The following is a 26297-nucleotide window of genomic DNA, read 5'->3' as shown; positions in this document are numbered from 1 at the left end:
TGTCAGTATTTTTGGAGGTTGAATTTAATCCAGAAAAGCAGGTAAGTGTTACAAGTTGCCGCCACTGTTGTGGTTTTCCCTGAATGTTGATTGTGGAGCCTGCCATCAAAGCCTTATCCATCGTGCACCCGGGAGGGAGCCGTATAGCCTGCGGCGAGAAAACCCTTGAAGTACGGCGCTGGCATCCGGAACTGGAGCCTTTTGAGGACCTGCTGATTGTTGAAAACGGGCGATTTCTTCATCTGGACGGTGAGGAAGATGCCGAGGGGATGGCCGTGGCCATCGTGCGTGTCAAAGCGGTGCGCCCGTTTGTGCTCGCCGACATGCCCGCAGCCTGTGGCAACTATTTCGAAGAAGGCTGGCTGGCATGGGAGCTTCAGGACGTCAGGCCTCTCACGCCACCGGTGCGCATGCGCGCGGCTCGGGGCATTTACGAAGCTGACCCGGGTCAGCTCAATAGCACCCGCCCACACATGGGCTGAGCACTCAGCCCATCAACCCCGCGACCCGGTGCCGGGTAACGCCGGACTGGCTTTGCACCAGTTGCGCCACCCGCACATAGTCATTGCCCTGCCCTTTGTCCTGCTCGAACACGCGCCCGGCAAAGTCATGGGCCCAGCGCTTTTCATCCTTGCTCTCGTGGCGGTTGATCTGTTCCTTGACGTGGCCCTGGCGCTGGTTGAGCTGTTCAATGACGCCATTGACCCGCACCAGCCCCTTGTCCACCGTGTCCAGCAGCTTGCGCAGCTCGATGCGGCCCGTGTTCTGCGGGGCAATCAGCGGTGCGCCCAGCAGGTTCTCTTCCCTGCTTTGCACCGGGGTGAAACCGGCCTTGTCGAAGAGCTTGCCTTCACCCTGAATCGACATCTGGCCCTTGAGCTTGCCCCACTGCGACTCGGCAGCCGAGAAGCGCAATTGCGCCTCGTCGGTGACCTCTGCATGCAATCCGGCCTGGGCCAGACTAGTGTTGAAACGGCGCAGGATCTGGCTATTGCTCATGTCATCGTCCAGCACCACGGCGATCGGCCCCGCCATATGCCGGCCAGCGCTGAACAGCAGGGTTTCGTTGCCGGACGCCTGAACGTGGCTCATCGACTCAAGGCCCTTGATGCTGAACCGGCTGCGCAAGGGCTGATCCAGGTTGAGGCCCAGCTGGGCATCGACACTGGCCGCCGACAAGCGGCTGCGGTTTTCCAGCAGGTCGTTGAGGCGCTTGACTGAACGACCAAGGGTCTCGCTGTCCAGAGTGCCCTTGCTTGCACCATTGAGGCTGCGTCCCAGATCACGCTTGAAGCTGCTCAGTTGCTCAGTCACCTGGGTCAGATACAGGTGCGCCGACTGGATCGACGAAGACTGCTGGTTCAACTGCAAACTCAAACCGACCATTTTCCCCGGTTGCCGGGCGGGCGGCTGCACCTGCGGCAACTTGGGGTTGTGCACCCGCTGCCGGGGGGCGGTATCGCGCAATTGAGCCTGGGTGCGCATGCCCAGGTCATAGGAGGCAATGGCAGAGCGTTCGTTAACAACTTTCATCAATAGCTATCCGCAATCAGGTTTACATCAGGTCAAACAGGGAGACAGCTGCCACCCGGGTGTAGACCTTCTGGCTGGCTTGCATCGCCAGCTCATAGCCGCTGACTTGCAAGAACGCACCACCCAGGTCCAGCTGCGACAGGTCGCCCTGGATTTTCTGGTTGACCAGCGACACATCGGCGTTGCTATTACCCAGCAGGGTCAGGGTGTTTTGCCGCCCGCCCAGATCGGTAATGGCCCCCATCACCCGGCCGTGGGTCAGGTCCAGTTGCTCCAGCGTGCTTTTGAGCTGGTCTCGGGTAGCCGGGTCATTGGGTGCGGTTTTAAGGCTTTCGATCAGGCTGTGCAGGTCATTCAGCAGGTCGGCATCCGCCCCCAGGATGTCCTTGGCTGTGACGTTGTCATCCATCAATACGCCATTGCCGACCACGGCCTGGCGGTGCTGATCGTTACCGGTGACGCTATAGGTTCCGGAAGCCGGGTCGAAGGTCACTGCCGGTGTATCGTTGAGCGTGCCGGAAAACAGATAGTTGCCGGATTCATCCTTGGCGTTGAAATAGCTCATGAGGCTCTGCTCCAGGCTCGACATTTCGCTGGCGATGGCCGAGAGGTCCTCGCCACTGTTGCTGTCGTTACTGGCCCACAGCATCAGGTCACGGATGCTGAGCAGGGTGTCCGAACTGGATTTCAAATAGGTTTCCTGTGCATCCAGGCCATCCGAAACCTTGCCGATGTTGAGGTTGTACTGCCCCAGGCTGGCCTGCTCGCGCTCGATGCGCATCAGGCGGGCACTGGCAATCGGATCGTCCGATGGCACTTGGATCCGCAGGCCGCTGCCGATCTGCGCTTGCAACTTGCCAATGGCTTGCGCATTGCGGTTCATGTTGGCGTGCATCAGGGCGCTGGTTTGCGCGTTGGAAATTCGCATGGTGTCGGGCCTTTCCTTAAATCGGGACGCTGATGCTTCAGACAGCAGCAAGAATGGTGTCGAAAATTTCGTTGGCCGTCTGAATGACCTTCATGTTGGCCTGCAACGCCTTGTTGTAGTCCATCACCGCCTGCGCCTCTTCGGTGTCGTTGACTGCACTGACACTGTCACGCTGGCTCTGCGCCTGTTCGGCCACGGTGCCGGCAGACTTCAGGTCGGCCTGGTTCTGCCGGCTGGCGCTGGCCACTTCCCCCAGCATGCCGCTGTAGGCTTCGCTCAAGGTCACGGAGCTGCCGCCCACCGTGACCTTGGTGTTTTTCAATTCAATCAGGGCCAGCAGCACTTCATTGTTGCCACTTTCGCCAGCCACGCCGGACAACGCCAACTCCTCGGGCTTCAAGTCGTTCATCTGCAACAGGCCGGTGGTGCTGCCGGGGTTGAAGGTCAATAACCCCTGGCCCGGGTTGCCGGCCAGATCGAAGCCGGTAGCCAAAGTGTCATTGACCTTGGTCACCAGCGCTTCGGCCATTTCCTTGAGGTTTTCCCGGGCCGGCAACAGGTTGTTCTGTTCAACGTCGTAGAGCCCGCCGAACGCGCCGCCCAGGTTGTCCTGGCGCAACGGGAAGCTGGTGCCGGCAAAGCTGAGCGCCACTTCCTGCTGGCCTGCGGCATTGGTGGTAATCGACAGTTGGCCGGCAGTTTTACCCGACACCAGAGGCTGACCGTTGGCCAGGGACACGTTAAGGCCTCCGTCACGGCCCTCGGTGACCCGGATGTCAGCGTATTTGCTCAGCTCACCCACCAACTGTTCGCGGTGGTCACGCAAGGCCGCCGTGTTGTTGCCGGTGGATTCGGCCTGGATGATTTTCTGATTGATCAGGGCCAGGTTGTTGGTCAGGCCATTGATTTCCGTGCTCATGGCCGTACGTTGCTCGTGCAGGGCCTTGAGCTGGTTATCAATGCTGGAATTGAGCCCGTTGAAGCGCTGCGTGAGGTTTTTCATCTCGGACAGGATCTGCTGGCGCATCGGAATATCGCCGGGGCTGCTGCTGGCCGCGCTAAGCGCCGCATAAAAGTTATTGAGCCCGGTGCTCAGGTTGGAGCCCTCGCCCGACATCACGCCTTCGAGTGAACTCAGGTAATCCTGGCCTGCCTGGTAGTAGTTCATGTCGGTGGTGGCGCGCCACAATTGCTGGGTCTTGAATTCGTCGCTCATGCGCTTTACGCCAATCACGCTGACACCGCCACCCGCCTGCTGGCCTTGCCCGACGACCGACCCCAGGACCGTGCTCACACGGCTGTAGCCCGGGGTGTACATGTTCGCGACGTTCTGGGCAGCACCGTTGAGCGCGATTTGCGCGGCGGATACGCCGGAATAGCCAATCTGACTCATCATGCTCATGATTCAATCTCCTTGCGTGCAGACCGCATGTTCGGGGCAAAGGCCGGTGAACTAAGTTCGGCTGTACGGCTGACGGTGGTTGTGTGGTCTTGCCCTCTTGAGGCGACCAGATCGGGCCGGGACTTAAACCCCAGGCCATCAGGCTGCAGACCCACTTTGTGCGGCACCGCAGACTGCACCTTGAGGGGCACGCGGGACTGACCAAGGTCCGCCAGAATGGAGCGTGTGTAGTTGCGGGTTTCCTTGAAAGGGATGCGCTCGACCCACTGGCTGACGCTGATGGTTCCCTGACGCGGATCACCGTTGCTTTTAAGCCACTGGTCCACACGGCCGGGGCCGGCGTTATAGGCCGCGACCGCCAGCGCCGTGGCACCGTCATAGCGCTTCAACAGTTTGTCCAGGTAGGCCGAGCCCAGTTGTTTGTTGTACTCGCCATCACGGGTCAGGCGTTGCTCGCTGTACTGCAGGTTCAGCTCCTGGGCCATTTCCCGTGCCGTGCCGGGCATCAACTGCATCAGGCCACGGGCCCCCTTGGGGGAAACCGCAGCAACCCGCCCGCCCGATTCGTGCACGATGACCTTTTCCACCAGTGCCATTAACCCCGCCGCGCCTTTGCCCAGGCTGTCGATACCCCGCTGCCAGGTGTTGACGATCGGGGCCAGCAAACTGTCGACCGTCTGCGGCTTCGGCCCGGCGGGCGGCAAGTCATGATGCGCGGCTCGCACGCTCGCCAACTGCTTGCCCGCGGGCATGAAGGGCTGGGGGGCGGACGGGCTGCCACACAGCCCGTTCTGGCCGCTCTGGGCTGGCACAAAGGCAGGCGCTTTGGGCGCATCGCCCTGGGACAGCTGTTTGACCAGCATGTCGGCGATGCCTGTCTTGCGATGGCTGGCCAGGGTCCCGGCCAGCGCTTCATCGTGAAACTCACGCAGGGTGTCGGTCTGCCGGCTGCGCAGCGGGCTGCCTTCTGACAGCACGTCACCGGCCTTGCGCATTTGTTTGAGGATCTGCTGCAAGAACATCGCTTCGAACTGTTCTGCAGCGTTTTCCAGGCGCGCCTGACGCGCAACGGCCGGGTCAGAGGACAGTTCCTGAGCCGATTTACGAGAGTGCGAAATGTGGGTAATGCTCATGGGTATGCGGCCTTAAATCACGATCAATTCGGCGTTCAACGCGCCTGCCTGTTCCAGCGCCTGCAAAATGCTCATCACGTCATCGGGCGTCGCGCCAAGGCTGTTGACCGTTTTGATGATGCTGTCCAAATCAGCCCCGTCCGGCCAGGCGAACATCGGATTGCGCTGCTGGCTGACGCCGATGTCCGAGCGCGGCACAACGGCTGTCTGCCCGCCCGAAAAGGCACCCGGCTGGCTGACTTGCGGGGTTTCACTGATGGTCACGGTCAGGGTCCCGTGAGCCACCGCTGCCGCTTTTACCCGCACGCCCTGCCCCACCACCACCGTCCCGGTGCGGCTGTTGAACACCACCTTGGGCCGGGTTCTGCCTTCCTGCACATCCAGGGTCTCAAGGATCGCCATGTAGCTGATGCGCTGGTTGCTGGAGATCGGCGCCGTCACCGAAACCTTGGTCCCGCTCAGGGCCGTTGCGCTGCCGGAGCCAAAACGTGCATTGACTGCCTCGGCAACCCGGCTGGCGGTTTGAAAGCTGGGTTTGCGCAGGTTGAGCATCACATCACTGCGCTCATTGAAATCGCTGGGGATCATGCGTTCGACGGTCCCGCCGTTGGCAATCAGCCCGGTGTTGGCGCTGTTGATTGCAATACTGGAACCGCTGCGCCCCGAGGCCGTGACACCGCCCACCACCAGAGCCCCCTGGGCCAGGGCATACACCTCGCCATCCACGCCCATCAGGGGCGTCATCAACAATTGCCCGCCACGCAGGCTTTTGGCGTCGCCCAGGGAAGATACCGTGACGTCCACCGTCTGCCCGGCGCTGTAAGACGGCGGGATATTGGCCGTGACCATCACTGCGGCCACGTTTTTCAGTTTGGGGTCGACATTGGGCGGCAGGTTGATCCCGAATTGCTTGATCAGGTTGGCCACCGATTGGCTGGTGAACTTGACCTGGTTCTTGTCACCGCTGCCGTCGAGCCCTACCACCAGGCCATAACCGACCACCTGATTGGCACGAATCCCTTCAATGTCCACCAGATCCATCAACGGCGTGGCCTGTGCAGGCAGGGTCAGCAACAAGGCCCAGACCATCAGCCCAAGTTTAAAAACGCTTCGCATAAAAAACTGTCCACTCACATCGGAAACAGGGGGCTGGCGAAAAACCGCGTCAGCCAGCCTGCAGAGTTGCTGTCATTGAGCACACCACGCCCCGCATAGGAAATACGGGCATTGGCCACGCTCTGGGAAGACACCTGGTTGTAGCGGTTGATGTCATCCATGCGCACCAGCCCGGCCAGACGGATAAATTCATCCCCCTGATTCAGGCGCAATGCCTTTTCACCCTTCACAAACAAGGTGCCGTTGGGCAAAACCTTGTGCACGGTCACCGCAATAGAGCCGCGCAAGGTGTTCTGCTGCGAGCTGTTGGCCGTTCCGGAAAAATCGCGCCCGGCGCCTATTTTGGTTGCCAGTTGGGGAACGGCCTTGCCCAAAATGGTCGGTGCGTCGATGCCAATTCCGGACTTCTTGCCGAAGCTGGTGCCCGCACTTTTGCTCGACTGGGTCGACTCATCGAGGACGATGGTCAGAATGTCCCCCACCCGCACCGCGCGTTTGTCCTGATAGAGCGAACCGCCGTAACCGGGGCGGTACAAGCCGCCACTGCTGGTGGGCGGAATGCTGTAGTCCAGGGGCAGCGGCTCAAAGGCGCTGGAGTCCTCATCAGGCAACATTTCTGAAAAGCTCTGGCAACCCGTAAGCACCAGAACCAGAGACAGCAGGATAAAATTACGCATTGCCCTGCTCAGACCGTTTGATTGAGGAATTGCAACATACCGGACGAAGCGTCCATTACCTTGGCGTTGGCTTCATAGGCACGCTGGATCGCCATCATCGAGACCATGGCTTCCACCACTTCGACGTTGGAACCTTCCAGCTGGCCCTGCTTGATCACGCCCAGGCCATCCTCGCCTGCGATACCTTCAACCGGCAGGCCGCTGGCCACGGTTTCCTGATACAGATTGCCGCCCAGGGCCTGCAAGCCTGCCGGGTTGGCAAAGTTGACCAGGGTGATTTGCCCCAGCTGCACCGGCTCGGTACCGCCCGGCAGGACCGCAGTGACAATGCCGTCGGTGCCCACCATGAAGTTTTTATGGCCCACCGGCAGCTGGATCGCGGGGGTCAAAGGCAGGCCCTGGGTGTTGACCAGCATGCCTTCGGCATTGAGCTGCAACTGCCCGCTCTCGGTGTAATAGGTCTCACCGTTCGGGGCTTCGATCTGGAAGAAACCCGGCCCACTGATCGCCAGGTCCATCGGCTGGCCGGTGGTCTGGATATTGCCTTCGGTGAAGACCTTTTGCGTGCCCACTACCCGCACGCCGCTGCCCAGCTGAATGCCCGAAGGTACGGTGTTGACTTCATCCGCCTGGGCGCCCGGCGGTACTTCGGTGGTGTAGAACAAATCTTCAAACACCACGCGGTCACTTTTAAAGCCGACGGTGTTGACGTTGGCCAGGTTGTTGGCCACGGTGGCCATCGCCTTGTCTTGCGCAGCGAGGCCGGTCTTGCTGATCCAGAGTGCAGAGCTCATGTGTTAATTCCTGTCGGGCATCAATTGCCGCGAATCATGCTGTTACCGGCCGTGGACAACTCCTCGGCTGCTTTCATCATCTTGACCTGGGTCTCGAACAACCGGCTCAGGCTCATGGTCCCCACCAGCTCGTCGATGGCCGTGACATTGCTGGCCTCCAGGAAACCGGAGGCCAGTTGCACGTTTTCATCCGCCGCAGCCGGGGCGCCATCACGGGTGACCAGCAGCCCGCGGGTGTCCTTGCTCAATTGCCCGGCAGGCACGTCCACCAGCTTGATCTGATCGACTTCAACCATCGCCACCTCACCACGGGGCAGTACGGAGATACGCCCATCGGCGGCAATGCGGATTGAGTCGAACTCGGGCAGCACGATCGGCCCGCCCCCGCCCAGTACCGCACGCCCATTGATCGTCAACTGCATGTCGGCATCCACCTGCAGGCTGCCGTGGCGGGTATAGGCTTCGCCGTCTGCGCCTTGCACCGCGATCAGGCCGGGGCCCTTGATTGCAAAGTCCATGTCGCGACCGGTCGCCATCAACGCCCCCGGCGCAAGGTTGACGCCATTGCCTTGCGACAGCGCCAGGTGTCGGCTGTCGTAGCCGTAACCCTCGACCTTCACACTGACTGCCTGCTCAAGGTCGCTGCGAAAACCCGGGGTATTGACGTTGGCCAGGTTGTTGGAGCGCACAGCCAGGGAACTCATTGTGCGGCTGGCGGCGTTCATTGCCGTGTATGCCAAACGATCCATGGGTCAGCCTCAGATGGAGTTGAAGAGCACTTGGGTCAGCTCTTTGTTGGTCGACAGCACCTTGCTGTTGGCCTGGTAGTTACGCTGGCCTTCCATCAGGCCCACCAGTTGCTGGGTCATGTCGACGTTCGAGTTTTCCAGCGCGCCTGCTGTCAGGTCGCCGAACAAACCGCTACCCGGGGTGCCGATCAGCGGGTTGCCCGACTCGCCCGTGGCACTCCAGTGGGTGGCGTTTTCATTTTTCAGCCCGTTGAGGTTGGCAAAACCGGCCAGTACCACCTGCCCTTGCAACATGCGCTCGCCATTGCTGTAGGTGGCGAAGACCTTGCCGTCCTTCTCTACCGTGACCCCGGTATTTTCCCCGGCGGCATAGCCGTCGGGGTTGTTCTTGGTGACCACGAAGGCCGAGGCGCTCTGGCTGCTGCCGGTGTAGTCGACATTGATGCTCATCGCATCCACGCCGGGCAAAGGAAACGCGATGTTGACCGGCGCCAGCGGCGTCACAAGCTGACCGCGAGTGTCGAACGTCATGGCTACCGGGCCGGCCACCTGGGTGTTGTTGACGGCGTAATAGGTGTCCCAGGTGTTGTCCCCGGTCTTGACGAAATACTGGGTCAGGGAGTGCTGCTTGCCCTGTGAGTCGTACACCGGAGTGGTCTGGGTGTCGGTGTAAGTATTGAGGTTGCCAGGATCAAACGGCGTGACGGTGACCGCCGGCTTGTTGGCATCCAGGTTGGTGGCGAAATCAATCTTGCCTGTTGCCTTGGCCGGCAGGTTGCCGTTTTGCAGGCGCAGGTCCGTCACCGTACCCACTTGCAGATTACCCGCCGCATCAACCGGATAACCCTGCAGGTACTGCCCGCTGGCATCGACCAGATAGTTTTCGCGGTCTTTGCCAAAAGCACCGGCGCGGGTGTAGTTGATGTCGCCACTGGAGGTGCGGGTAACGAAAAAACCGCCTTCGGAAATTGCCAGGTTAAGGTTGTTGCCCGTACCGAAGTGCGAACCTCCCAGACTCATGCTCTGGGTCTGGCCCAGCACACCGACACCCATGGCCTGAGTCCCGGAATACAGGCTGCCAAATTCGGTACGTGATGACTTGAAGCCCACAGTACCGGCGTTGGCGATGTTGTTACTGATGGTGTTGAGTTGGTTGGACACGGCGTTCAGACCGGTCAGGGCAATATTGAAACTCATGGGCGCAGGCCTTGTGGAAATTGACTGAGGGAACGTTGAAACGGGTTCAGGCCAGTGGGCCCGCCCAGACCCGAGAGCAGTGAGGCTTCACTGAACTCGGTAATTTTGTAGAACGGCACATCCCCGACCCCGTCCAGTGAAAGCACCGGACCATCGCTGCCAAGACGTACGCTGTTGACCTTGCTCTTGACTTCAACCCCCAGGGTTTCACCGCTGGAAGATTTGACTTCAATGCCGTATTTGCCCGGTGGCAGGCCCAGGGCAACAGGGTCGATCTCAAAAGCAACGCGGCCCGGTTCGCCGGGTGGCAGGGGGATCTCGGTTTTAACCCCGTTGGCATCGGTCAGGATCACCGTCAGGTCCGAGGCGCTGTGCTCCAGCTCCACCTCGGCCTGCACAGGCTTGTCCTGCAGGTTCAGTTGATCGACGCTGACCTTGACGACCTGGCCCACGAGCGTGGACGCACTCAGGTACTGCAGGTTTTCCAGCAGCACCATGTTGTTTTCTGTCAGAAGCGCCATTTTCTCCATGCTCTGTACTTGAGACATGGTTGCGAACTGGCTAAGGAATTCGCTGCTGTCCACAGGTTTGGTCGGGTCCTGGTTCTTGATTTGCGCAACCATCAACTGAATGAAGGTGTTTTGCATGTCCGCCCCGTTGGATTTGGGGCCGCCCTGCCCACCGCCCTTGAGGTTGTTCCCATCGTTATTGACCGCGCTCATTACGCCTCTCCCAGTTTGAGCAAGCCTTGCTGCATGCTCTTGATGCGGTTCAGGACTTCAACACCGGTTTCAAAACTGCGAGTGGCGGACATCATGTCGGTCATCTCTTCAATCTCGTTGATATCGGGATAAAACACCGAGCCGGTGCGATCCGCGAGTGGATGGTCGGGCTCATAGCGTTTTTTGGCTTCGCGCCCGGAAGCCACTACATCCATGACCTGGACATGGGCGCCGCCCATGCCCACGCCACGGGTCAACTGGTTGTTTTCATACACGGCGGCAAATACCGGTTTGCGCGCCTGATACACATCCTTGGCACTGCCGGCAGCCGAATCCGTGTTGGCCAGATTGCTGGCCACGGTGTTCAGGCGCACGGTCTGCGCGTTCATCGCAGAGCCGGCAATCTTGTAGATAGAATCAAAAGCCATAATGATCAGCGTCCTTCGATGGCCTGCTTGAGGCCTCGAAATTTCATGTTGAGAAAGGTCAGGCTGGTTTGGAAATCGGATGTGCTTTTGGCGAAGGCCGCCTGCTCTACGCTCAACTCCACGGTGTTACCGTCCTGGGCGGCCTGGGCGGGCACGCGGTACTGCAAGCGGGCCTGGGCACTCTCGCCAAACTGTGGCGCGGGAGCGCTGCGGCTCATCTCGGCGGCGAAGTCCAGATCACGGGCCTGGTACCCCGGGGTATCTTCGTTGGCCAGGTTGGCCGCCAGAATTTCGGTACGTTTCATATGCAACCCGAGGGCCCTCATATGCACACCGAGTGCGTCATCTATCCTTATACTCATTGCCTTGCACCATTGATCGAAGTTGAGCTCACGACCCTTGATTGCAGGAAGCGTGCCCACTTCAAAAAACCACTTTAACCACATGATTTAAAAGAACTTTCATGAAATCAAAAGTGTTAGCGACGGCCGTATTCCTTCCGCTTTTTTCGCGCCTGACGCGACCATGGGGAAGTGCTGTTTCCCCATCCGGACGGTTCAGCGCACTGCTGCTGGCGCTGGCCTGCACAGGCGCCATGGCACAAGAGCCCCTTGACCGGCAAATCGACCAGACGGTGCGCGACTACTTCACCGGGCAACTGGCAGATAAAACCGCTACCGAGGGCTGGCAAGGCGCACGCTTTACACAAAAGATCTTTGCCCTGCCCGAAAACTCGCCAACCGGGCCGTGCTCGCAACCGCTGCTAGTCCAGGGAAGTGAACCCGTCTGGCCAGGCTATGGGCGCCTGCGCCTGACGCTGGCCTGCCCTGACCAGCCGCAGTGGTCCGTGCAGGTAACCGCCCAGGCCACGGTCTTTACCCGGGCCGTTGTGGCCGCACAGGTGCTGGAACGCGGGCAACTGATATCCCCCGCCATGCTCGCGTACCAGGAAGTCGCCCTGAGCAGACAGAATCGCGGGCTGTTCAGTCATATCGAAGAAGTGGCCGGTCTCAGCGCCAAGCGTCGAACCCGCAGCCAGCAGATACTGACCCGGGACATGCTGGTATCGCCCTGGCTGGTGCGCCGCGGGGAGCGCGTCACGGTGACCGCCAACCACGGCGACATTCACGCCAGCACTGAAGGCGAGGCCCTGCAGGATGGGCGCAAAGGCATGGTGATCCGGGTGAAGAACGCCGCCAGCGGCAAAGTCATCGAGGCCAAGGTCACCGCTGCCGGGGTTGTAAGCAGTACATTTCAGAACCCGGGCAAATAATTTTCATCGGTGGCTTAAGCGGATCGATTCATGGGTCGCCCTTTGAGTGTCAGCGGGCAGGACAACATCCTCCGCACCCCACACTCAATCAGAATCAGGAATACCGATCATGGCCTTGACCATCCACACCAACTACTCCTCGCTGGTCACTCAGACCAACCTGAACAAAACCAACAACTCGCTGGCTACCAACCAACAGCGTCTGGGCACCGGCCTGCGCATCAACTCGGCTGCCGATGACGCCGCCGGCCTGCAGATCGCCACCCGCCTCAACGCACAATCCAAAGGCATGGCCGTTGCATTGCGCAACGTCAACGATGCCTCTTCGTTGCTGCAAACTTCCGATGGCGCGTTCAGTGAAATGACCGACATCATGCAGCGCATGAAAGACCTCGCCACCCAGTCTGCCAACGGAACCAACAGCGACGACGACCGCAAGGCAATGCAGGCCGAATACGACCAGTTGGGCAAAGAGCTGGGCAACATCATGGAAAACACCACTTTCGCCGGTGAAAAACTGTTCGGCAAAGACGGCACTACCGGCAAGTTCGGCAGCGCAGTGAGTTTCCAGATCGGCGCCACCAGTGCCGAGACCCTGGAGCTGAACGTCAGCGGCAAGACCGCGACCCTGGGTACCGAGCTGGGCAAGCTGTCCAGCAACTACGCCACCAGCGGCGCTGCAGGCTCCGAGATCACCACCAGCGGCGGCGCCAACGGCAAAATTGACGAACTGGCCAGCGCCCTGGCTAAAGTCGGTGAATTGCGCGGTGAGTTCGGTGCCAACATCAACCGCCTGAACCACACCTCCAACAACCTGGCCAACATGAAAGACAACACCGAAATGGCCCGCGGCCGCATCATGGATGCCGACTTCGCCAGCGAAAGCGCGATGATGAGCAAGAACTCCATGCTGATGCAGTCGGGTATTTCGATGCTCAAGCAAACCGGCCAGATGCCAAGCATGGTTATGTCCCTGCTGGGCTAATCACCAGGCAACGGATACAAAAAAAACGCCCCCGAAGTGATTCGGGGGCGTTTTTTTATAACGCTGACTCTGTGCAAGCGAACAGCTTCAGCCTGGCAACCAGGCCTTGCGCCATTGCTCAATCCCGGTCTCATCGAGCATCCAGTGCTGTTGCACGCAGTCACGCAACTCATCCCCCGCCATGGCTGCTGCATCCAGATCATGGGTGTGCGCACGAATCGCCTCTACCCAATCGCGAAAACGGTTTCTGACCCGGGTCACTTGCGCAATATCACGGTAACCCGGGGTATCGCTACAGACCACCGGAATGCCGCAAACACCGTACTCCAACAGACGCAGATTGCTTTTACAGGCATTGAACAAGTTGTCTTCCAGCGGTGCCACTGCCAGATCCAGATTGAGCCTTGCCAGCGCTGCCGGGTAAAGATCGATGCGTATCCCGGGGTGGAACTCTTTCACATAGGGCCGCAGCTTCGGCGGGCACATGCCGAAAAACACCCAGTCGACCTCGCAAGACAACTCCTTGACTACATCCCCGATCAACTCCAGATCGCCCGTGTGGCTGGCCCCGCCTGCCCACCCTACCCGGGGTTTACCGGCAGTACGTCGCGCATTGGTCGGCAGCGCTCCCCACCAGGCCGGATCGAGGCGATTCTTGACCACCTGAATATCCCCGTGAAAACCGCTGAGGGCATCGGCCAGGGCGTCGGTGGAAACCACGAAACGATCGGCGCAGGCCAACCCTCGGCGCAATGAACGCATGATGTCTTTGGGGATGCCGGCGCGGTGAATGCTCTTGACCGGCAGGTTCGGCAAGTAATCGTCCAGTTCATACACCTTGAACGTCTGGCTAAAGGCCTTGATTTTCAGTGCGGCCACCTGGCTCGAGTCACTCAGGGGGCGCTGCATCACCAGCGTATCCGGCGCATAACGCTGCAACTGCATCAGATCGGGAAGCGCCAGGGTCAATGCGCCTTCGACACACCCGGCTTTTTTCATCGCATCGAGCGGCTGAATCACACGGTAATGCCCGCAACCGTGCAGGTCCGCAGCGCGTGCCAGAATCACCGGCAATGGTTTCCAGCTCAAGGGTTGCCATGACAACTGCGCATCGGCCAGTTTGAAACCTGCCGGTTCGCTCAAGGACAAGTTGGCGTTGTAAGCCGGATCGCAAGGCAATTGCGCAGCCCAGCGATCATGGAATGCCTCGCGGGAGGACTCGGGAACGGCGGTTCGCGGATGATCGTGAATAATTGCCGCGTGGGGCGTCCACACCGTCAGGTAACCCTGTTGCGCCACCCGCAGGCACAGATCGACATCTGCCGCGCCATGCTCGAAGGCCTCGGCATCCAGCCCGCCCACCGCGTCATACACCTGCTTGCGAATCAGCAGGCATACATCGGATACCGCGCTGTAATTCTGATCGACCCGCAAGCGATTCATATAACCGGCCGAGCTGATGGGCTCCCCTGCAAAGCAGTGGCCGGCGCTGTCCTGCAACCCAAGAATGATCCCGGCATGGGTAATCTTGCGTTCGGTGGAAATGGCTTTGGCCCCCACGATGGCAACTTCCGGACGCTGCCCATGATTGAGCAACTCACCCAGCCATTGCTCCTGCATCATGACGGTGTCGGCACGCAGCAACAGCAGGTATTCGCCCCGGGCCTGTTCGGCACCGGCCCGCATGGCCGACGTGCGCCCCTGGGCCGCGTCCAGGTGGATGACCTGCAGCCGTGAGCCCAATAACTGCCGGGTGGCCTGCAACCAATGACGTGCATCGGGATGAGCACAGGCATTATCGACAATCACCAGGTCGTAATACGGGTATCGCGTGCGTTCCAGCAGGCTGATCAGGCAACGCTGCATGGCCGGCAGGTCTGTGTCCAGGACCAACACGATGGACACTTGCGGCTGGCGGAGGTGGCCATAATCGATCTTGAATTGACCGGGGCCTGAACACTCCAAAGTGGCCTGCCCATAGCCCCGCTCCTGTAAATGAGTGGCCAGTACCTGAGTAAATTCGGGGCTTTCATCCAGGCAGGCCGACTGGTTGATCACCAGCGGTTCAGACAAATGCCCGAAACCGAACATCCCCTGTTGGTTGACCATACGCAGAATCAGCTCCAGCTCCAGGGCTGCGCCAAACTGCGGATTGAAACCGCCTGCTTGGGCAACCGCATCACAGCGATAGAGCCAGTTGCGCGCCATCACCCCTGGAAAGCTCAACAGGTAGTCCAGGTTGAAATCCGGTCGCAATACAGGCGACAGCACGTCGTCATATTCCTGCACCATCGCGTCGCCGAACACCGCCCGACAATCGGGATCACCAAGCAACTCCAGAGTCGAGATCAATAGCCCGCTGGCGGTTAAACGGTCACCGGCTTCAACCAGCATCAACCAGGTGCAATCACCGTTCGCCACAAGCTGGTTAAGCTGTGCGACGAACATGTCGGGGCTGCGCTTGAAATATTGCACGTCATGGTGGCTGGTCTTGAGACAAATTCCGGGGCTGAGCACAAAGCCCTGCACCTGCGCTCCGGCGTTGCGCACTTGCTGCAAGCTGTCGAGGGTGATCTGCTGCGCCTGCAAGTCGCCTTCAGGGTCGAGCACCACCACCGCGATCGTGTTGCCGCCGCCATGCTGAGCCAAACGCTGCCTGATCAGATCCGACTGCAGTGCGGTGGGCACTCTTGAGGCAAACCACTGGCGCTGTTTTTGCTGGTCATTCAGGCTGTTTTGTACGTCATGCAAGCGCTGAACAATATCGACCTGCTCCATCACCTGCACATTGCCCAACTGCGCCACGGCTACCCGGCGCCCCTCAGGAGCCTCCTGATACCAGCCCAGCGCACGGATCTGCTCGCGAAAGTCCTCATGCCCTTTCTGACCGATACCGGGCATATCACGCCCCTGCTGGCTGAACTGCTCGGTAGACACCCGCACGTGGGTCAAGGCATCGGCCAGATACGCCAGATTGCCCTGTTGCAGGAGTTTGACGTAGAGGCTCAAGTCGCCCACCCAGTGGATGGCCTGGCCATTGAGTGACATCAATTGATCGCCAAATGCCAGGACGTCAGCCCGGCGGCACAATACGCAACTGGGCTCGCCAATAAAGTTCAGCGTGTTATCGACCAGCAGCGAAACCAGGCCCTTGCCTTCAATTTGCACATCCTGGGGGAATGCCGGGGTGGTGGCCAGAATGTCCGGCAGAGGCAGCCCCGTGCTATCAATTCGGGTGCGTCTGGACGAGGCCAGCGCAATCCCCGGATCACGTTCCATAGCCGCCACCAGGCGGGCAATGCATTCAGGGTGCAAGACGTCATCATCGTGCAGAAACTTGACATAAAAGCCGTGGGCCAACCGAATGCACTCGGCCGTGTTGCCCATCTCATGCAAGGGCTGCGGATTGCGCTGATAACGAATCGGCACACCACTGTTTTTCACAAACTTGTCCACGACAGAGGCAATCACGAGGTCGCCGCTGTCATCGCAGACAATAATTTCCAGGTTCGCGTAGGTCTGCTGGCAAGCACTGGCCAGCGCCGTTTCAAACCAGGTCGACTTGTAGGCAGGAATCAGCACGCTGACCAGAGGCAGAGTACTCATGGCGCAACACCTCTGGTACAGGGTTGGGTTGGCGGCATCAAGCCCGGGCTCGCAAGCGCCACAGGCTCAACCGGGGAAAACAGGGGGGGACTTTTTGTAGCTGTCACAAAAACCTCGACACTGGATGCCTGACATACACGTCCATGCGTCAGGGATTGATAAACGTTTGATTAATCGCGCCAGTCAGCCCAAGGCGGGCTCACATTGCCGCCGAGCTGTCGCGGATGACAGCCACCACCCGCTCAACATCGGCCAGGGAAAGATCGGCATGCAGCGGCAGGCAAATGATCTGCCGGGCTATCTGCGTGGCAACGGGTAATGGATGGCGATGGGTATCGGGACGCGCACGGTAGGCCTGCATGTCGGTGATCAGCGGGTAAAAATAGCGGCGGGCAAAAATCCCCTGCTGCTTGAAGGCGTCGTACAGCTGGTCGCGGCTCAGCGGGTACGTGCTCTGCACCAGGATCGGAAAATAGCCGTGATTTTGTGCTTCCCGGCACAGGCTAATCCCCCCGATGCCGCTCAGCAGTCGCCGATAGGCCGCATCCACGGTCTGGCGCCGAGCCAGTGCCTGATCAATATGCTGCAACTGCAACAGACCAAACGCGGCATTGATTTCGCTCATCTTGCCGTTGATCCCGCACGTCACCACTGAGGTTTCATTGACGAACCCGAAGTTGCGCAACTGATCCACGTGGCGCTTGGCTTCTGCATGCGGGCTAATGATTGCTCCGCCTTCGAAGGTGTTGAACACCTTGGTTGCGTGCAGGCTCAAAATGCTCATGTCACCGTGGCGCAGCACACTGCCCTCGCCGTCCTTTACCGCAAACGCATGGGCGGCGTCGTAGATCACACGTAACCGATGGCGCCGGGCAATTTGCTCAATGGCCCGGACATCGCACGGCAGGCCATAACAATGCACCGGCAAGATGGCCTGGGTCCGTGGCGTAATGGCGGCTTCAATGGCGCGGGGGTCGAGATTGAAGGTGTGCGGGTCAATATCGACAAATACAGGTGTCAGGCGATTCCAGACCAGGGCATGTGCCGTGGCGGCGAACGTGTAGGGTGTGGTGATGACCTCGCCCTCGATCGCCATGGCCTGCAACGCAGTCACCAGCGCCGTGGTGCCGTTGTTGAATAACGACAGATGCTCTACACCCAGGTAGTCAGCCAGGGCTTGCTCCAGGCGCTGATGATAAGGACCGTTATTGGTCAGGCACTTGCTTTGCCATATTTGCTGCAAGTAAGGGATAAAGGCGTCCAGCTCCGGCAATAGAGGCTGAGTTACATAAATTTCTTTTTCCATGGGCGGTATCTTTTCAAGTGGCTACGATCCGGGCGCACAGCAAGTACCAACGGCACTGCAAGTACGCAACGTAGATGCCGACCCGTGCAACGTAGTGAATAGCAGAACCCGTGCCAAACTTAACAACCAACTTAACTTATTGTTTTTAATTGGTTTAATTTAAACCCACGATCTAAGAAGACCCTATTCCTTCCCGAACACTCAAACTTGCTTCCGCCTGGCGGAAGCGCACTTTCCTCATGGGCCGCCCGGGCACCCATGTTTAAAAAATTTGAAAATAAATTTAAACCCGGCGTAAAAGTCGTCGCCTTGTGGTGTTACCGGCACTTATTAGATGCCATAACTCAACCCGACAACGGAGCACCCCCCATGGCCCTGACTATCCACACTAACTACTCCTCGCTGGTCACTCAGACCAACCTGAACAAAACCAACAACTCGTTGGCTACCAACCAACAGCGTCTGGGCACCGGCCTGCGCATCAACTCGGCTGCCGATGACGCCGCCGGCCTGCAGATCGCCACCCGCCTCAACGCACAATCCAAAGGCATGGCCGTTGCATTGCGCAACGTCAACGATGCCTCTTCGTTGCTGCAAACTTCCGATGGCGCGTTCAGTGAAATGACCGACATCATGCAGCGCATGAAAGACCTCGCCACCCAGTCTGCCAACGGAACCAACAGCGACGACGACCGCAATGCAATGCAGGCCGAATACGACCAGTTGGGCAAAGAGCTGGGCAACATCATGGAAAACACCACTTTCGCCGGTGAAAAACTGTTCGGCAAAGACGGCAAAACCGGCAAGTTCGGCAGCGCAGTGAGTTTCCAGATCGGCGCCACCAGTGCCGAGACCCTGGAGCTGAACGTCAGCGGCAAGACCGAAACCCTGGGTACCGAGCTGGGCAAGCTGTCCAGCAACTACGCCACCAGCGGCGCTGCAGGCTCCGAGATCACCACCAGCGGCGGCGCCAACGGCAAAATTGACGAACTGGCCAGCGCCCTGGCTAAAGTCGGTGAATTGCGCGGTGAGTTCGGTGCCAACATCAACCGCCTGAACCACACCTCCAACAACCTGGCCAACATGAAAGACAACACCGAAATGGCCCGCGGCCGCATCATGGATGCCGACTTCGCCAGCGAAAGCGCGATGATGAGCAAGAACTCCATGCTGATGCAGTCGGGTATTTCGATGCTCAAGCAAACCGGCCAGATGCCAAGCATGGTTATGTCCCTGCTGGGCTAATTACCAGGCAACGGATACAAAAAAACGCCCCCGAATCACTTCGGGGCGTTTTTGCTCGTGCCCGAGATACAACTAAAAAGCAAGTTCGGAATTGCCCTACAGAACCCGGTTTATAACAGGTAGTAACATTTGCGCTCCAGACCTAGCGAAGCCTCTAAATGAACACTCTTTCTGCGAACATGAAGACTGGGCACTGCGATCAAAATGCATACTTTTGCCCAGTGCTTTATACGTTGACCTTGTTCAAGGATGAAAGTAAGCACACGGTAGAGCTGGGTTACTCCGGAGGTCGACTGCTTGAGCGCCTGATTCAGGCACCTGGCCAGGTGATCGATCGTGACACCCTCGTGGCCTATGCCTGGTCTGACCGCGTGGTCGGCCCTGGCAGCCTCAACCAGCAGGTGTATACCCTGCGCAAGATGCTGGGCGACGAGAAAAACCTGCAAATCATTCAGACCGTTCCACGCCGTGGCTATCGGTTCAACCCCGCCTTTATCATCGAAAAAGCATCTGTGCAGCCCCTGCAACAGCCTGCCACCCCGGCCCTGGAACAGGTGCCGGCGAAGGCTGCGCCTGTACGTTCGCAGCTGCGTCGCAAGTCAATGGCAGTCAGCGCCACGCTGGCAGTCATTACCGCTTATTTTTTCGCCTCCCCGTCAACCGAGCTCTACGCCAGCCTGCAAAGTGCAGGAAACAGCAGCGTAGTGTTCGTTGAGCAGCAACAGCCCAAGGTCAATGAACTGATCAGCAAGACGCGTGCCTTGAGCGAGCGGATGATCCACTTGAGTGAAGAGCCGGTTGAACTGGCGATCGTTGGCGCTGCTAACGGCTATTACCATATCCATTGCTCATACAACACGGGCACAAACAACACCCTGGTCCTGCATGCCAATGAGATCCAAAGCATCAGCGACACACGTCTGCGCAGCTGCGTGCAATAACCCGTTTCGAATATGAAGTGTGAAGAATGCGCGGCCGGACGGCCGCGCGAAGGGTGTTTCGTTTGACGCCTGTTTACTCTACCGGGGCCCCAACCGGCTTGATGTAGTCAACCTTGCCCAAGCCATACTGCGCATAACTGTCACTGAACAACTGTCGGTACAAGGTTTCGGCCTGACCGGTCAGCAGCAACAGTTCGATCCGGCGGTTTACACCACTTTGCGGATCTTCAGGGCGCAGGGGCATGACATCCGCCTGGGCAGATACCTGCAACACACCTGTCGCCGGCAAGCCTGCCGCCACCATAACGCCCCGCGCCTGCAACGCACGCTCGCCTGACAGGTTCCAGTTGTCATAGTCGCGCTTGCCACGGTACGGCGTGGCGTCGGTATGACCACTGATTATCAGCTTGTTGTCGACCTTGGCCAACTCCTTGGCCAGGGTACCCAGCAACGCGCGAAAGTGCGGGTTGATCGTGGCGCTGCCACGCTCGAACATAAAGCGTTTGTCATCATCCTTGATCAAAATCCGCAGGCCTTGAGGCACCACTTGCACCTCGACGTTGGCCAGCGCATCCGCACGTTCTGCCAGCAGGCTCATCAGCTTGGCCAGAGCTTGCAACTCGGCTTCAGTGTCAAAACGCTCGGTCTCCAGGGGCTGGCTGTTGTCCACGGGCGCCTGCCGGGCAAGGATTTCGACAGGATCCGGCTCCTGCACAGCGGCAAAGTCAAACGGGATGCTGCTTTCACCGTCGAAAACCCCGGCGCCGCCCTCAAACACTGACGGAGCGTTTTGAACACGTATAGCCTTGCGTTCAGCGTCGGCCTGGGGCTGGATAATCCACAGCACCATAAACAACGCCATCATGGCCAGGGCAAAGTCAGCGAATGCCACCTTCCATGCCCCGCTATGCACTTCTTGGTGCCCACGCTTGCTGCGGCGTTTGATAATAATCTGATCACTTATTTCGTTACGCCTCCTCATCGCGTCGGTCCTCGTAGTTGGTCACCCAGGTTTCCAGATGCTTGAAGGCCGGTTTAACGTCCTGCTCAATCAGTTTGCGGCCGGCATCCACTGCCAGCAGCGTCGGTTTGCCAGCCAGATGCGCCACCAGAGTGGTACGCACACACTCAAGTGCCGACAACTCTGTACGGACGCGCTGGGCCATCGCATTGCTGATCGGTTCGAACAGGCAATAGCAGAAAAAAATCCCGAGGAAAGTCCCCACCAGGGCAGCGGCCACGTGCACACCGATTTCGGCGACCGAACCGCCGATGCTGTCCATGGTGATGATGATCCCCAAAATCGCCGCCAGAATTCCGAACCCCGGCATGGCTTCACCGACCTTGTGCAGGGACCGGGACGGCAGCAACAGCGCTTCGTGCATCGCGTCGAGTTCCTGCTCAAGGAAACCTTCCAGTTCGTGGGCTGAGATCTTGCCCATGGCCATCAACCGGAAGTTGTCGGCAATAAACGCCATCAGGTTTTTTTCCTGAAGAATCAGCGGGTACTTGCTGAACAGATCGCTCTGTTCCGGCTCTTCGATGTGAGCATCGAGCGCCTTCAGGCCGCCGGCCTCCACGGTTTCGAGCAGTTCATAGAGCAGCATCAGCAGCTCGCGCTGGAACTCTTCGCCACGTCGGCGAAACGAGAAGATCCCCTTGGCCTGGTACCACATTTCCAGCAGCACTTCCTTGGGGTTGCCGATAATCAGGCTGCCCAGCGCGGCCCCGACCACAATCAACAGCTCGGAGGGCTGCCACAGTACCGACAAGGTGCCACCGGCGATGGCAAAACCACCCAGCACACAGCCAATGATGATTAATGCACCTAAAATTTTCTGCACGTTCAATTACTCTTGGTTAAAAAATGACGAGCCTTATCAATAGCCTGCTTGCTCAACTGGCAAACCCGGGCATCGCTGATTTCGAGCACCAGGCCGATTTCCTTGAGACTCAACTCATGTTGGTAGTAAAGCGTCAGCACCAGACGCTCACGCTCGTTGAGGCAGTCCAGGGCCTGAATTAGCAGGCGCTCACTGAGCACCCGCTCTTCAATGCTTGCCCCTGACTGTTGAAAATCGCGATGGCCATCGAGCAGCAGCACATCCAGGCTTTCGATGGCTTCTGCCGCTTCCGCCTGGAGATAAGCCTGGTACTGGGTGTCGTTCAGGCCTGTGGCCTTGAGCACCTCTTCGTCCCTGGGCTGGCGCCCCAGCTGACGGGTCAGGCTGCGCAGGGCATCGCGAACCTTGTGCGCCTGCTGACGCACCAGCCGGGGACGCCAGTCCATGCGGCGCAACTCATCAAGAATCGCCCCGCGAATACGCAATGCTGCAAAACGTCCAAAACACTCATCCGGGGTGCCATAGCGGCGCAACCCCTGTAACAGACCCATCAGGCCAATCTGCTCCATGTCTTCACGGTCCAGCGCATGACTGGCCTGCAAAGACAGCTGATTGACAATGCGCTTGACCAGCGGCAAGTACTGCAGCATCCAGTGTTGCTCCACACCCGGTGCCAGCATTTGCGGGCAGTGGTCAGCGCTGCCCGGGCCGTAATCGGCCAAACGATCGTTGTTCATAGTGCGATTACTGCGCCAGGAGCTTGCTGACAAGCACACTGGTGAACGGCACCTCCATGCCCTTGCTCGCGAAGTCCTGTTTCAACTGTGCTTCTATCCGGCTCTGGACATCGGCAACGGCCAACAGCCGCAGCTCGCTGAACTTGAGCCGGGACAGTGAAGCGATTACCGAACTGCGCACCAACGGCTCAATATTCTTGAAGGTGCTGCCTGATACCTTGGCGTCGGCCTGCAAGGCCAGGTCGAGCACAACGTAGCGCTCGCGCTTTTCTCCCGGCAGGTTCATCACAATTTTTTCAACCGGATAAAACGTAAAGTCGGATATTTGTTTAGGCCCGTCCGCAAGCGCGGAACTGGAGGCAAGCGCCGGAGACAGATGCAAATAGCCCAACACCACCGCGCCAACGGTAATGGCCGTGTTAAGCCCCACTACTAATAAAATGACACGCGACATCAACATGAAAAATTTCAATCCACTTGTAGATCAGTTTCAGGGGCGACTCACAGCAGGCTGTTTGTCGGGTTAAACAGTCACCAGTACGCCGCTGTCTTGCCGTTTGGGCGAAACAGCGCTGCCCTCGGCTTCAGCCATGGCATCGGCGATGCTCGGTTCACGCGCAGACCGGCCCTGCTCCCGTTGCGAATGCCCCTGGGAATCGCTGGAAACCTGAACCTGCACTTGCAAGGTGTTCTGCTCCACCAGTTCCTGGCGCAAGCGTTCACTGGTGGTCGCGATCAAACGCGCCACATCGGTTTGGGCCGCCGAAATGTGCACACTCAGGCGCCCGTTTTCGTGGCTGATAAAAATCTCCAGGCTCCCCAGCTCGGGTGGGTCGAGGCGGATCGTGGCCTGCTGAAAGCGTTGCTGGACCTGTACCTCGACGGTCTCGCGCAAAGCATGCAGCATCTGCTCTCCCCAACGGGCCTGCGGCGCCGCCAGCTTGAGCCCGCGCTCAAGCACCGGTTCAGCCGTCGTGCTGCTGCCCGGCAACGAGGTTGTCGGGGCAGACACTTCAGTGCTCGACAGGGGTTCGACCGAGCCTGCCACCACAGCTGTTGCTGTTGCTGTTGCCGTAGCTGTAGCCGCAACCCAAGGGTTCTCACCCGTGCTGACCGCTGGTGCAGCGGGAACCGGCAGCCTTGGGCCGACGCCCGTCCCCGGATGCTCGAACTCTGCGTCAGGGCCGGACTGGACCGGCAAAGGGGCTTCAAACACTCTGCGTGATTCAAGGACAGGAGCCGGGTCCCGGGGCTCAGGTGCCATGCGAGCCAGCAAACGTTCGCCAGGCACGCCGGAAGGCGTTTTGCCGGCGTCATCCCGGGCCTGTAACCGTATGGCTTGCTGACTCAACATCATGCTGAGCCACTGTTGCGGGTCCACGGATTCCAGCGCCGGATCAAGCACCGGTTCGGCGACCTCCAGTTCCCGGGCCTGCTGCGGCTCGGCACTGGCCAACGCATCAGCTTCTGGCACAGGCACAGGCAATTGCGGTTCAAGTTCGGGCTGTTGAACATAGAGCACCCGGGACAGCTCGTCCGCCGGCAAGCTGCTGTCCAGGGGCAGGCTGTTCTGTTCCAGGGCCGCGCCGAAGCCGCCAGGCATAGAAATGGAAATGCCCATGCCTAACCCTCCACCTGCACGCTGTCTGTCAGGGAATAGGCGAGGCGCCCTTCCTGATGTTCGGTATGACTACCCAGCAGGTCACTCAAGCGCTTGCATTCGCGCGAGCAGGCTTGCAATGCCTGCCCATGCAAGGCCTGGAGTGGTGCCAGTTCAGCCAGGGTGCGGGGGGTAAACTCACCGCTCTCGCCCAAGCGTTGCAAGCCCTCACGGATCAGCAGGTCAATCTTGTGGATCCGCGCCCAGTCCTCTTGGGCCAAGGCCTGGGCGAGCGATTGCCGCAAGTGCGCCAGGCGGCGCAAATCAGCTGCGTGTGGCATGCACACCTTCCCAGCCTTCACGCACTTGCCCAAGCAGGTGCACGACTTCGTCGATACTGGTTACCGACAGCGACACACTGACCTCCACCAGACGGTGCAGGCAATAATCGTAAAGCCGTGACAGGTCGTGCACGAGTTCGCCGCCCTGCTCGTAATCAAGGGTGCTGTTGAGTGCGTTGAGAATGTTCATGCACTTTTCCAGCGACTTTCCCTTGAGTTCGTAATGCCGGGCTTCGATGTGCCCGCGTGCTCGACTCAACTCGTCGAGCAGGCCATCAAACAGCACCAGCACCAGTTCGTAGGGCGAGGCCGAACACACTCGAACTTCAAGGTCGACTGCACGGTACCCGTCATAGCTTTCATTCATTATCTATTTCCAAACATGCCTAAGGTTTGTTCCATTGACGCCATGATCTGCGCCATCTGCGTGTACTGTTTGACGTAGCGCTGGTAATGGTTCTGGTACTTGCTTTCCAGTTCCTCATACTTGACGTCGATCTTCTGCAGCATGCTGTTGAGGTTGTCCTTGCGGGCCTTCATCGAGCCGGTGCTGCCGCTGGTGTATGTCGCGAGTTTCTTGTCCAGGGTGTCGATCAGGTTGTCCCGTCCCGAAAACAGCTTTTCAAAGGCATCGGGGTGGGCGTCGAGCATTTTCTCGAACGCTTTGTTATCCACTTTGAGCTTGCCTTTGGAGTCCGCCAGGATCCCGAACTCCATCAGCGTGATGCCGTCAAACGGGGTACGCAGCACCGAGTTGATCATCGCTTCCACAGCACGAATGCCCGAGTCTCCTGCCAGCACACCGCGCCCTTCTGTTTCACCACCCGCCGAGGTCAGGCTGTCAAAGGTGCCCAGCAATGCGTTGATCGCGCTAATGAACTCATTGAGCTTGTCATTGGTCGCTTTCTGGTCGCGATTGATGTTCACCACCAGTGGCTCATCACCGGCCTGATGCACCTTGTTGAACGTCATGCTGACGCCATCGATCATGTCCTTGAAGGTATTGGAGCTTTGCTGAAGCTTCATGCCGCTGGTAGCGTCAGCCCCCAGATAGACAATCGCGTCCTTGGCCTCGGACAGTACTTGCGGGTTGATCAGGCTGGTTTCCAGCGCGCTGCCCGTGGCATCGGTACGCAATTGGATCGCGTTCTGCTCGCCGGTTTTTTCGGCGGTCAACACCATCGTCACTTCACCGCCGCTGCGTACCAGAGTGGCTTTCACGCCCTTGTTATCGGGGTGGCCATTGATCGCAGAAGCCAGCTCCTCCTGGGATAAGCTGCCATCGCCATTGCTGTCGCCAGCACTCAGGTCAACCGCAAATTCCACACCATCCTGTTTGATGTAGAGGCTGCCCGAGTCCGCGGCATTACTGCCCAGCCCACTGAGGGCGACCTGATGCCGGCTCGCCAATTGCTCGACAAAAAACTGGTAGCTGCCTTCCTTCGCGCTGGGGCCCAGGGTTGCGCTGGCCATGCCTTCCTTGCTGAACGTGGCGGCGTTGATCAGCATGCTTTTATCAGTGCCTTTGAGCCCCTTCACTGCCGTACCCAATGCCTTGAGTGCAGTGTCCAGTTGCGTCACGGCGGCCAACTGCGCCTTGTACTTCTTTTCATTGCGCTCGGCCTGCATCAACTCCCGCTGCACTTCATACTTGGCGAGATGTTTTGCCTGGGTCTGGATGTAGTCTGTATCGATTGCCATGTGTGATCGCTCCTCTTCAGGTAGATAGCAAAACCAATG

28 protein-coding genes are annotated in these 26297 nt (G+C 59.0%); 5 read left to right on the top strand and 23 right to left on the bottom strand.

The window, feature by feature from the left end:
- Positions 1-83: 83 nt before the first annotated feature.
- Positions 84-482, top strand: a complete 399-nt coding sequence (locus ACZRMS_RS20195; protein ID WP_463996763.1) for an ASCH domain-containing protein — start codon at positions 84-86, stop codon at positions 480-482.
- Between the two features lie 4 nt (positions 483-486).
- Here the strand turns inward: ACZRMS_RS20195 and ACZRMS_RS20190 are convergent, their stop codons facing one another.
- The 13 genes from ACZRMS_RS20190 to ACZRMS_RS20130 form a co-directional block, all read right to left on the bottom strand.
- On the bottom strand, positions 487-1533 hold the full coding sequence (locus ACZRMS_RS20190; RefSeq protein WP_463996762.1) for a hypothetical protein: 1047 nt from the start codon (positions 1531-1533) through the stop codon (positions 487-489).
- A 22-nt stretch (positions 1534-1555) separates the two neighbouring features.
- Positions 1556-2461, bottom strand: a complete 906-nt coding sequence (gene flgL, locus ACZRMS_RS20185; protein WP_463996761.1) for a flagellar hook-associated protein FlgL — start codon at positions 2459-2461, stop codon at positions 1556-1558.
- Positions 2462-2498: 37 nt separating this feature from the next.
- Positions 2499-3863: a flagellar hook-associated protein FlgK gene (flgK, locus tag ACZRMS_RS20180; protein ID WP_463996760.1), complete on the bottom strand. Its 1365-nt coding sequence runs from the start codon at positions 3861-3863 to the stop codon at positions 2499-2501.
- Positions 3860-4996, bottom strand: a complete 1137-nt coding sequence (locus ACZRMS_RS20175) for a lytic transglycosylase domain-containing protein (RefSeq protein ID WP_463996759.1) — start codon at positions 4994-4996, stop codon at positions 3860-3862. Before ACZRMS_RS20175 ends, flgK begins: the two co-directional genes overlap by 4 nt.
- A gap of 12 nt (positions 4997-5008) precedes the next feature.
- Positions 5009-6112 carry a flagellar basal body P-ring protein FlgI gene (locus ACZRMS_RS20170; protein WP_463996758.1) on the bottom strand — a complete coding sequence of 368 codons (1104 nt, stop codon included), beginning with the start codon at positions 6110-6112 and terminating at the stop codon, positions 5009-5011.
- 14 nt (positions 6113-6126) lie between these two features.
- On the bottom strand, positions 6127-6789 hold the full coding sequence (flgH, locus tag ACZRMS_RS20165; RefSeq protein WP_463996757.1) for a flagellar basal body L-ring protein FlgH: 663 nt from the start codon (positions 6787-6789) through the stop codon (positions 6127-6129).
- A gap of 8 nt (positions 6790-6797) precedes the next feature.
- Positions 6798-7583 (bottom strand): flagellar basal-body rod protein FlgG, encoded by a 786-nt coding sequence (gene flgG / locus ACZRMS_RS20160; RefSeq protein ID WP_463996756.1) that lies wholly within the window; start codon positions 7581-7583, stop codon positions 6798-6800.
- Positions 7584-7603: 20 nt separating this feature from the next.
- A complete protein-coding gene (locus ACZRMS_RS20155) occupies positions 7604-8332 on the bottom strand; it encodes a flagellar basal body rod protein FlgF (RefSeq protein ID WP_463996755.1) in 729 nt (242 codons plus the stop codon).
- Positions 8333-8341: 9 nt separating this feature from the next.
- A complete protein-coding gene (flgE, locus tag ACZRMS_RS20150) occupies positions 8342-9529 on the bottom strand; it encodes a flagellar hook protein FlgE (RefSeq protein WP_463996754.1) in 1188 nt (395 codons plus the stop codon).
- Positions 9526-10251 (bottom strand): flagellar hook capping FlgD N-terminal domain-containing protein, encoded by a 726-nt coding sequence (locus ACZRMS_RS20145; protein ID WP_463996753.1) that lies wholly within the window; start codon positions 10249-10251, stop codon positions 9526-9528. Before ACZRMS_RS20145 ends, flgE begins: the two co-directional genes overlap by 4 nt.
- Positions 10251-10679 carry a flagellar basal body rod protein FlgC gene (flgC, locus tag ACZRMS_RS20140; protein ID WP_463996752.1) on the bottom strand — a complete coding sequence of 143 codons (429 nt, stop codon included), beginning with the start codon at positions 10677-10679 and terminating at the stop codon, positions 10251-10253. The genes ACZRMS_RS20145 and flgC overlap by 1 nt, the downstream gene beginning before the upstream one ends.
- A 5-nt stretch (positions 10680-10684) precedes the next feature.
- On the bottom strand, positions 10685-11041 hold the full coding sequence (gene flgB / locus ACZRMS_RS20135; RefSeq protein ID WP_463996751.1) for a flagellar basal body rod protein FlgB: 357 nt from the start codon (positions 11039-11041) through the stop codon (positions 10685-10687).
- A 61-nt stretch (positions 11042-11102) separates the two neighbouring features.
- Positions 11103-11276, bottom strand: a complete 174-nt coding sequence (locus tag ACZRMS_RS20130) for a hypothetical protein (RefSeq protein WP_463996750.1) — start codon at positions 11274-11276, stop codon at positions 11103-11105.
- Here ACZRMS_RS20130 and flgA point away from each other — a divergent pair.
- Positions 11275-11952 (top strand): flagellar basal body P-ring formation chaperone FlgA, encoded by a 678-nt coding sequence (gene flgA, locus ACZRMS_RS20125; protein WP_463996749.1) that lies wholly within the window; start codon positions 11275-11277, stop codon positions 11950-11952. The genes ACZRMS_RS20130 and flgA overlap by 2 nt on opposite strands.
- 109 nt (positions 11953-12061) lie before the next feature.
- A complete protein-coding gene (gene lafA, locus ACZRMS_RS20120; protein WP_463996748.1) occupies positions 12062-12937 on the top strand; it encodes a lateral flagellin LafA in 876 nt (291 codons plus the stop codon).
- An 87-nt stretch (positions 12938-13024) separates the two neighbouring features.
- On the opposite strand, the gene ACZRMS_RS20115 is transcribed toward lafA (ACZRMS_RS20120), so the two are convergent.
- Together ACZRMS_RS20115 and ACZRMS_RS20110 are read right to left on the bottom strand one after the other, a co-directional pair.
- Positions 13025-16543, bottom strand: a complete 3519-nt coding sequence (locus ACZRMS_RS20115) for a glycosyltransferase (protein ID WP_463996747.1) — start codon at positions 16541-16543, stop codon at positions 13025-13027.
- A 199-nt stretch (positions 16544-16742) separates the two neighbouring features.
- Positions 16743-17849: a DegT/DnrJ/EryC1/StrS family aminotransferase gene (locus tag ACZRMS_RS20110; RefSeq protein ID WP_463996746.1), complete on the bottom strand. Its 1107-nt coding sequence runs from the start codon at positions 17847-17849 to the stop codon at positions 16743-16745.
- A 369-nt stretch (positions 17850-18218) separates the two neighbouring features.
- On the opposite strand from ACZRMS_RS20110, the gene lafA (ACZRMS_RS20105) reads away from it, so the two are divergent.
- Positions 18219-19094, top strand: a complete 876-nt coding sequence (lafA, locus tag ACZRMS_RS20105) for a lateral flagellin LafA (protein WP_463996745.1) — start codon at positions 18219-18221, stop codon at positions 19092-19094.
- Between the two features lie 221 nt (positions 19095-19315).
- Entirely contained in the window at positions 19316-20035 is a 720-nt protein-coding gene (locus ACZRMS_RS20100; RefSeq protein WP_463996744.1) for a winged helix-turn-helix domain-containing protein, read from the top strand.
- 73 nt (positions 20036-20108) lie between these two features.
- Here the strand turns inward: ACZRMS_RS20100 and ACZRMS_RS20095 are convergent, their stop codons facing one another.
- The 8 genes from ACZRMS_RS20095 to fliD all read right to left on the bottom strand — a co-directional run bounded on the left by ACZRMS_RS20095 (position 20109) and on the right by fliD (position 26258).
- Positions 20109-21017 (bottom strand): OmpA family protein, encoded by a 909-nt coding sequence (locus ACZRMS_RS20095; protein ID WP_463996743.1) that lies wholly within the window; start codon positions 21015-21017, stop codon positions 20109-20111.
- Complete coding sequence (gene motA, locus ACZRMS_RS20090) at positions 21004-21879, bottom strand: flagellar motor stator protein MotA (RefSeq protein ID WP_463996742.1); 876 nt, start codon at positions 21877-21879, stop codon at positions 21004-21006. Before motA ends, ACZRMS_RS20095 begins: the two co-directional genes overlap by 14 nt.
- A 2-nt stretch (positions 21880-21881) precedes the next feature.
- Positions 21882-22616, bottom strand: a complete 735-nt coding sequence (locus ACZRMS_RS20085; RefSeq protein ID WP_463996741.1) for a FliA/WhiG family RNA polymerase sigma factor — start codon at positions 22614-22616, stop codon at positions 21882-21884.
- Between the two features lie 7 nt (positions 22617-22623).
- Positions 22624-23076: a flagellar basal body-associated FliL family protein gene (locus tag ACZRMS_RS20080; protein WP_463996740.1), complete on the bottom strand. Its 453-nt coding sequence runs from the start codon at positions 23074-23076 to the stop codon at positions 22624-22626.
- 63 nt (positions 23077-23139) lie between these two features.
- On the bottom strand, positions 23140-24237 hold the full coding sequence (locus ACZRMS_RS20075; RefSeq protein WP_463996739.1) for a flagellar hook-length control protein FliK: 1098 nt from the start codon (positions 24235-24237) through the stop codon (positions 23140-23142).
- Between the two features lie 2 nt (positions 24238-24239).
- A complete protein-coding gene (locus ACZRMS_RS20070; RefSeq protein ID WP_463996738.1) occupies positions 24240-24557 on the bottom strand; it encodes a hypothetical protein in 318 nt (105 codons plus the stop codon).
- On the bottom strand, positions 24541-24924 hold the full coding sequence (gene fliS, locus ACZRMS_RS20065; RefSeq protein ID WP_463996737.1) for a flagellar export chaperone FliS: 384 nt from the start codon (positions 24922-24924) through the stop codon (positions 24541-24543). The genes ACZRMS_RS20070 and fliS overlap by 17 nt, the downstream gene beginning before the upstream one ends.
- Positions 24924-26258, bottom strand: coding sequence for a flagellar filament capping protein FliD (fliD, locus tag ACZRMS_RS20060; protein WP_463996736.1), 1335 nt, complete (start codon positions 26256-26258; stop codon positions 24924-24926). The genes fliS and fliD overlap by 1 nt, the downstream gene beginning before the upstream one ends.
- Positions 26259-26297: the final 39 nt, after the last annotated feature.

The sequence above is a fragment of the Pseudomonas sp. B424 genome (assembly GCF_055408345.1).
Note: the sequence above shows the minus strand (reverse complement) of the source record. Positions and strands in the feature narration are given on the sequence as shown.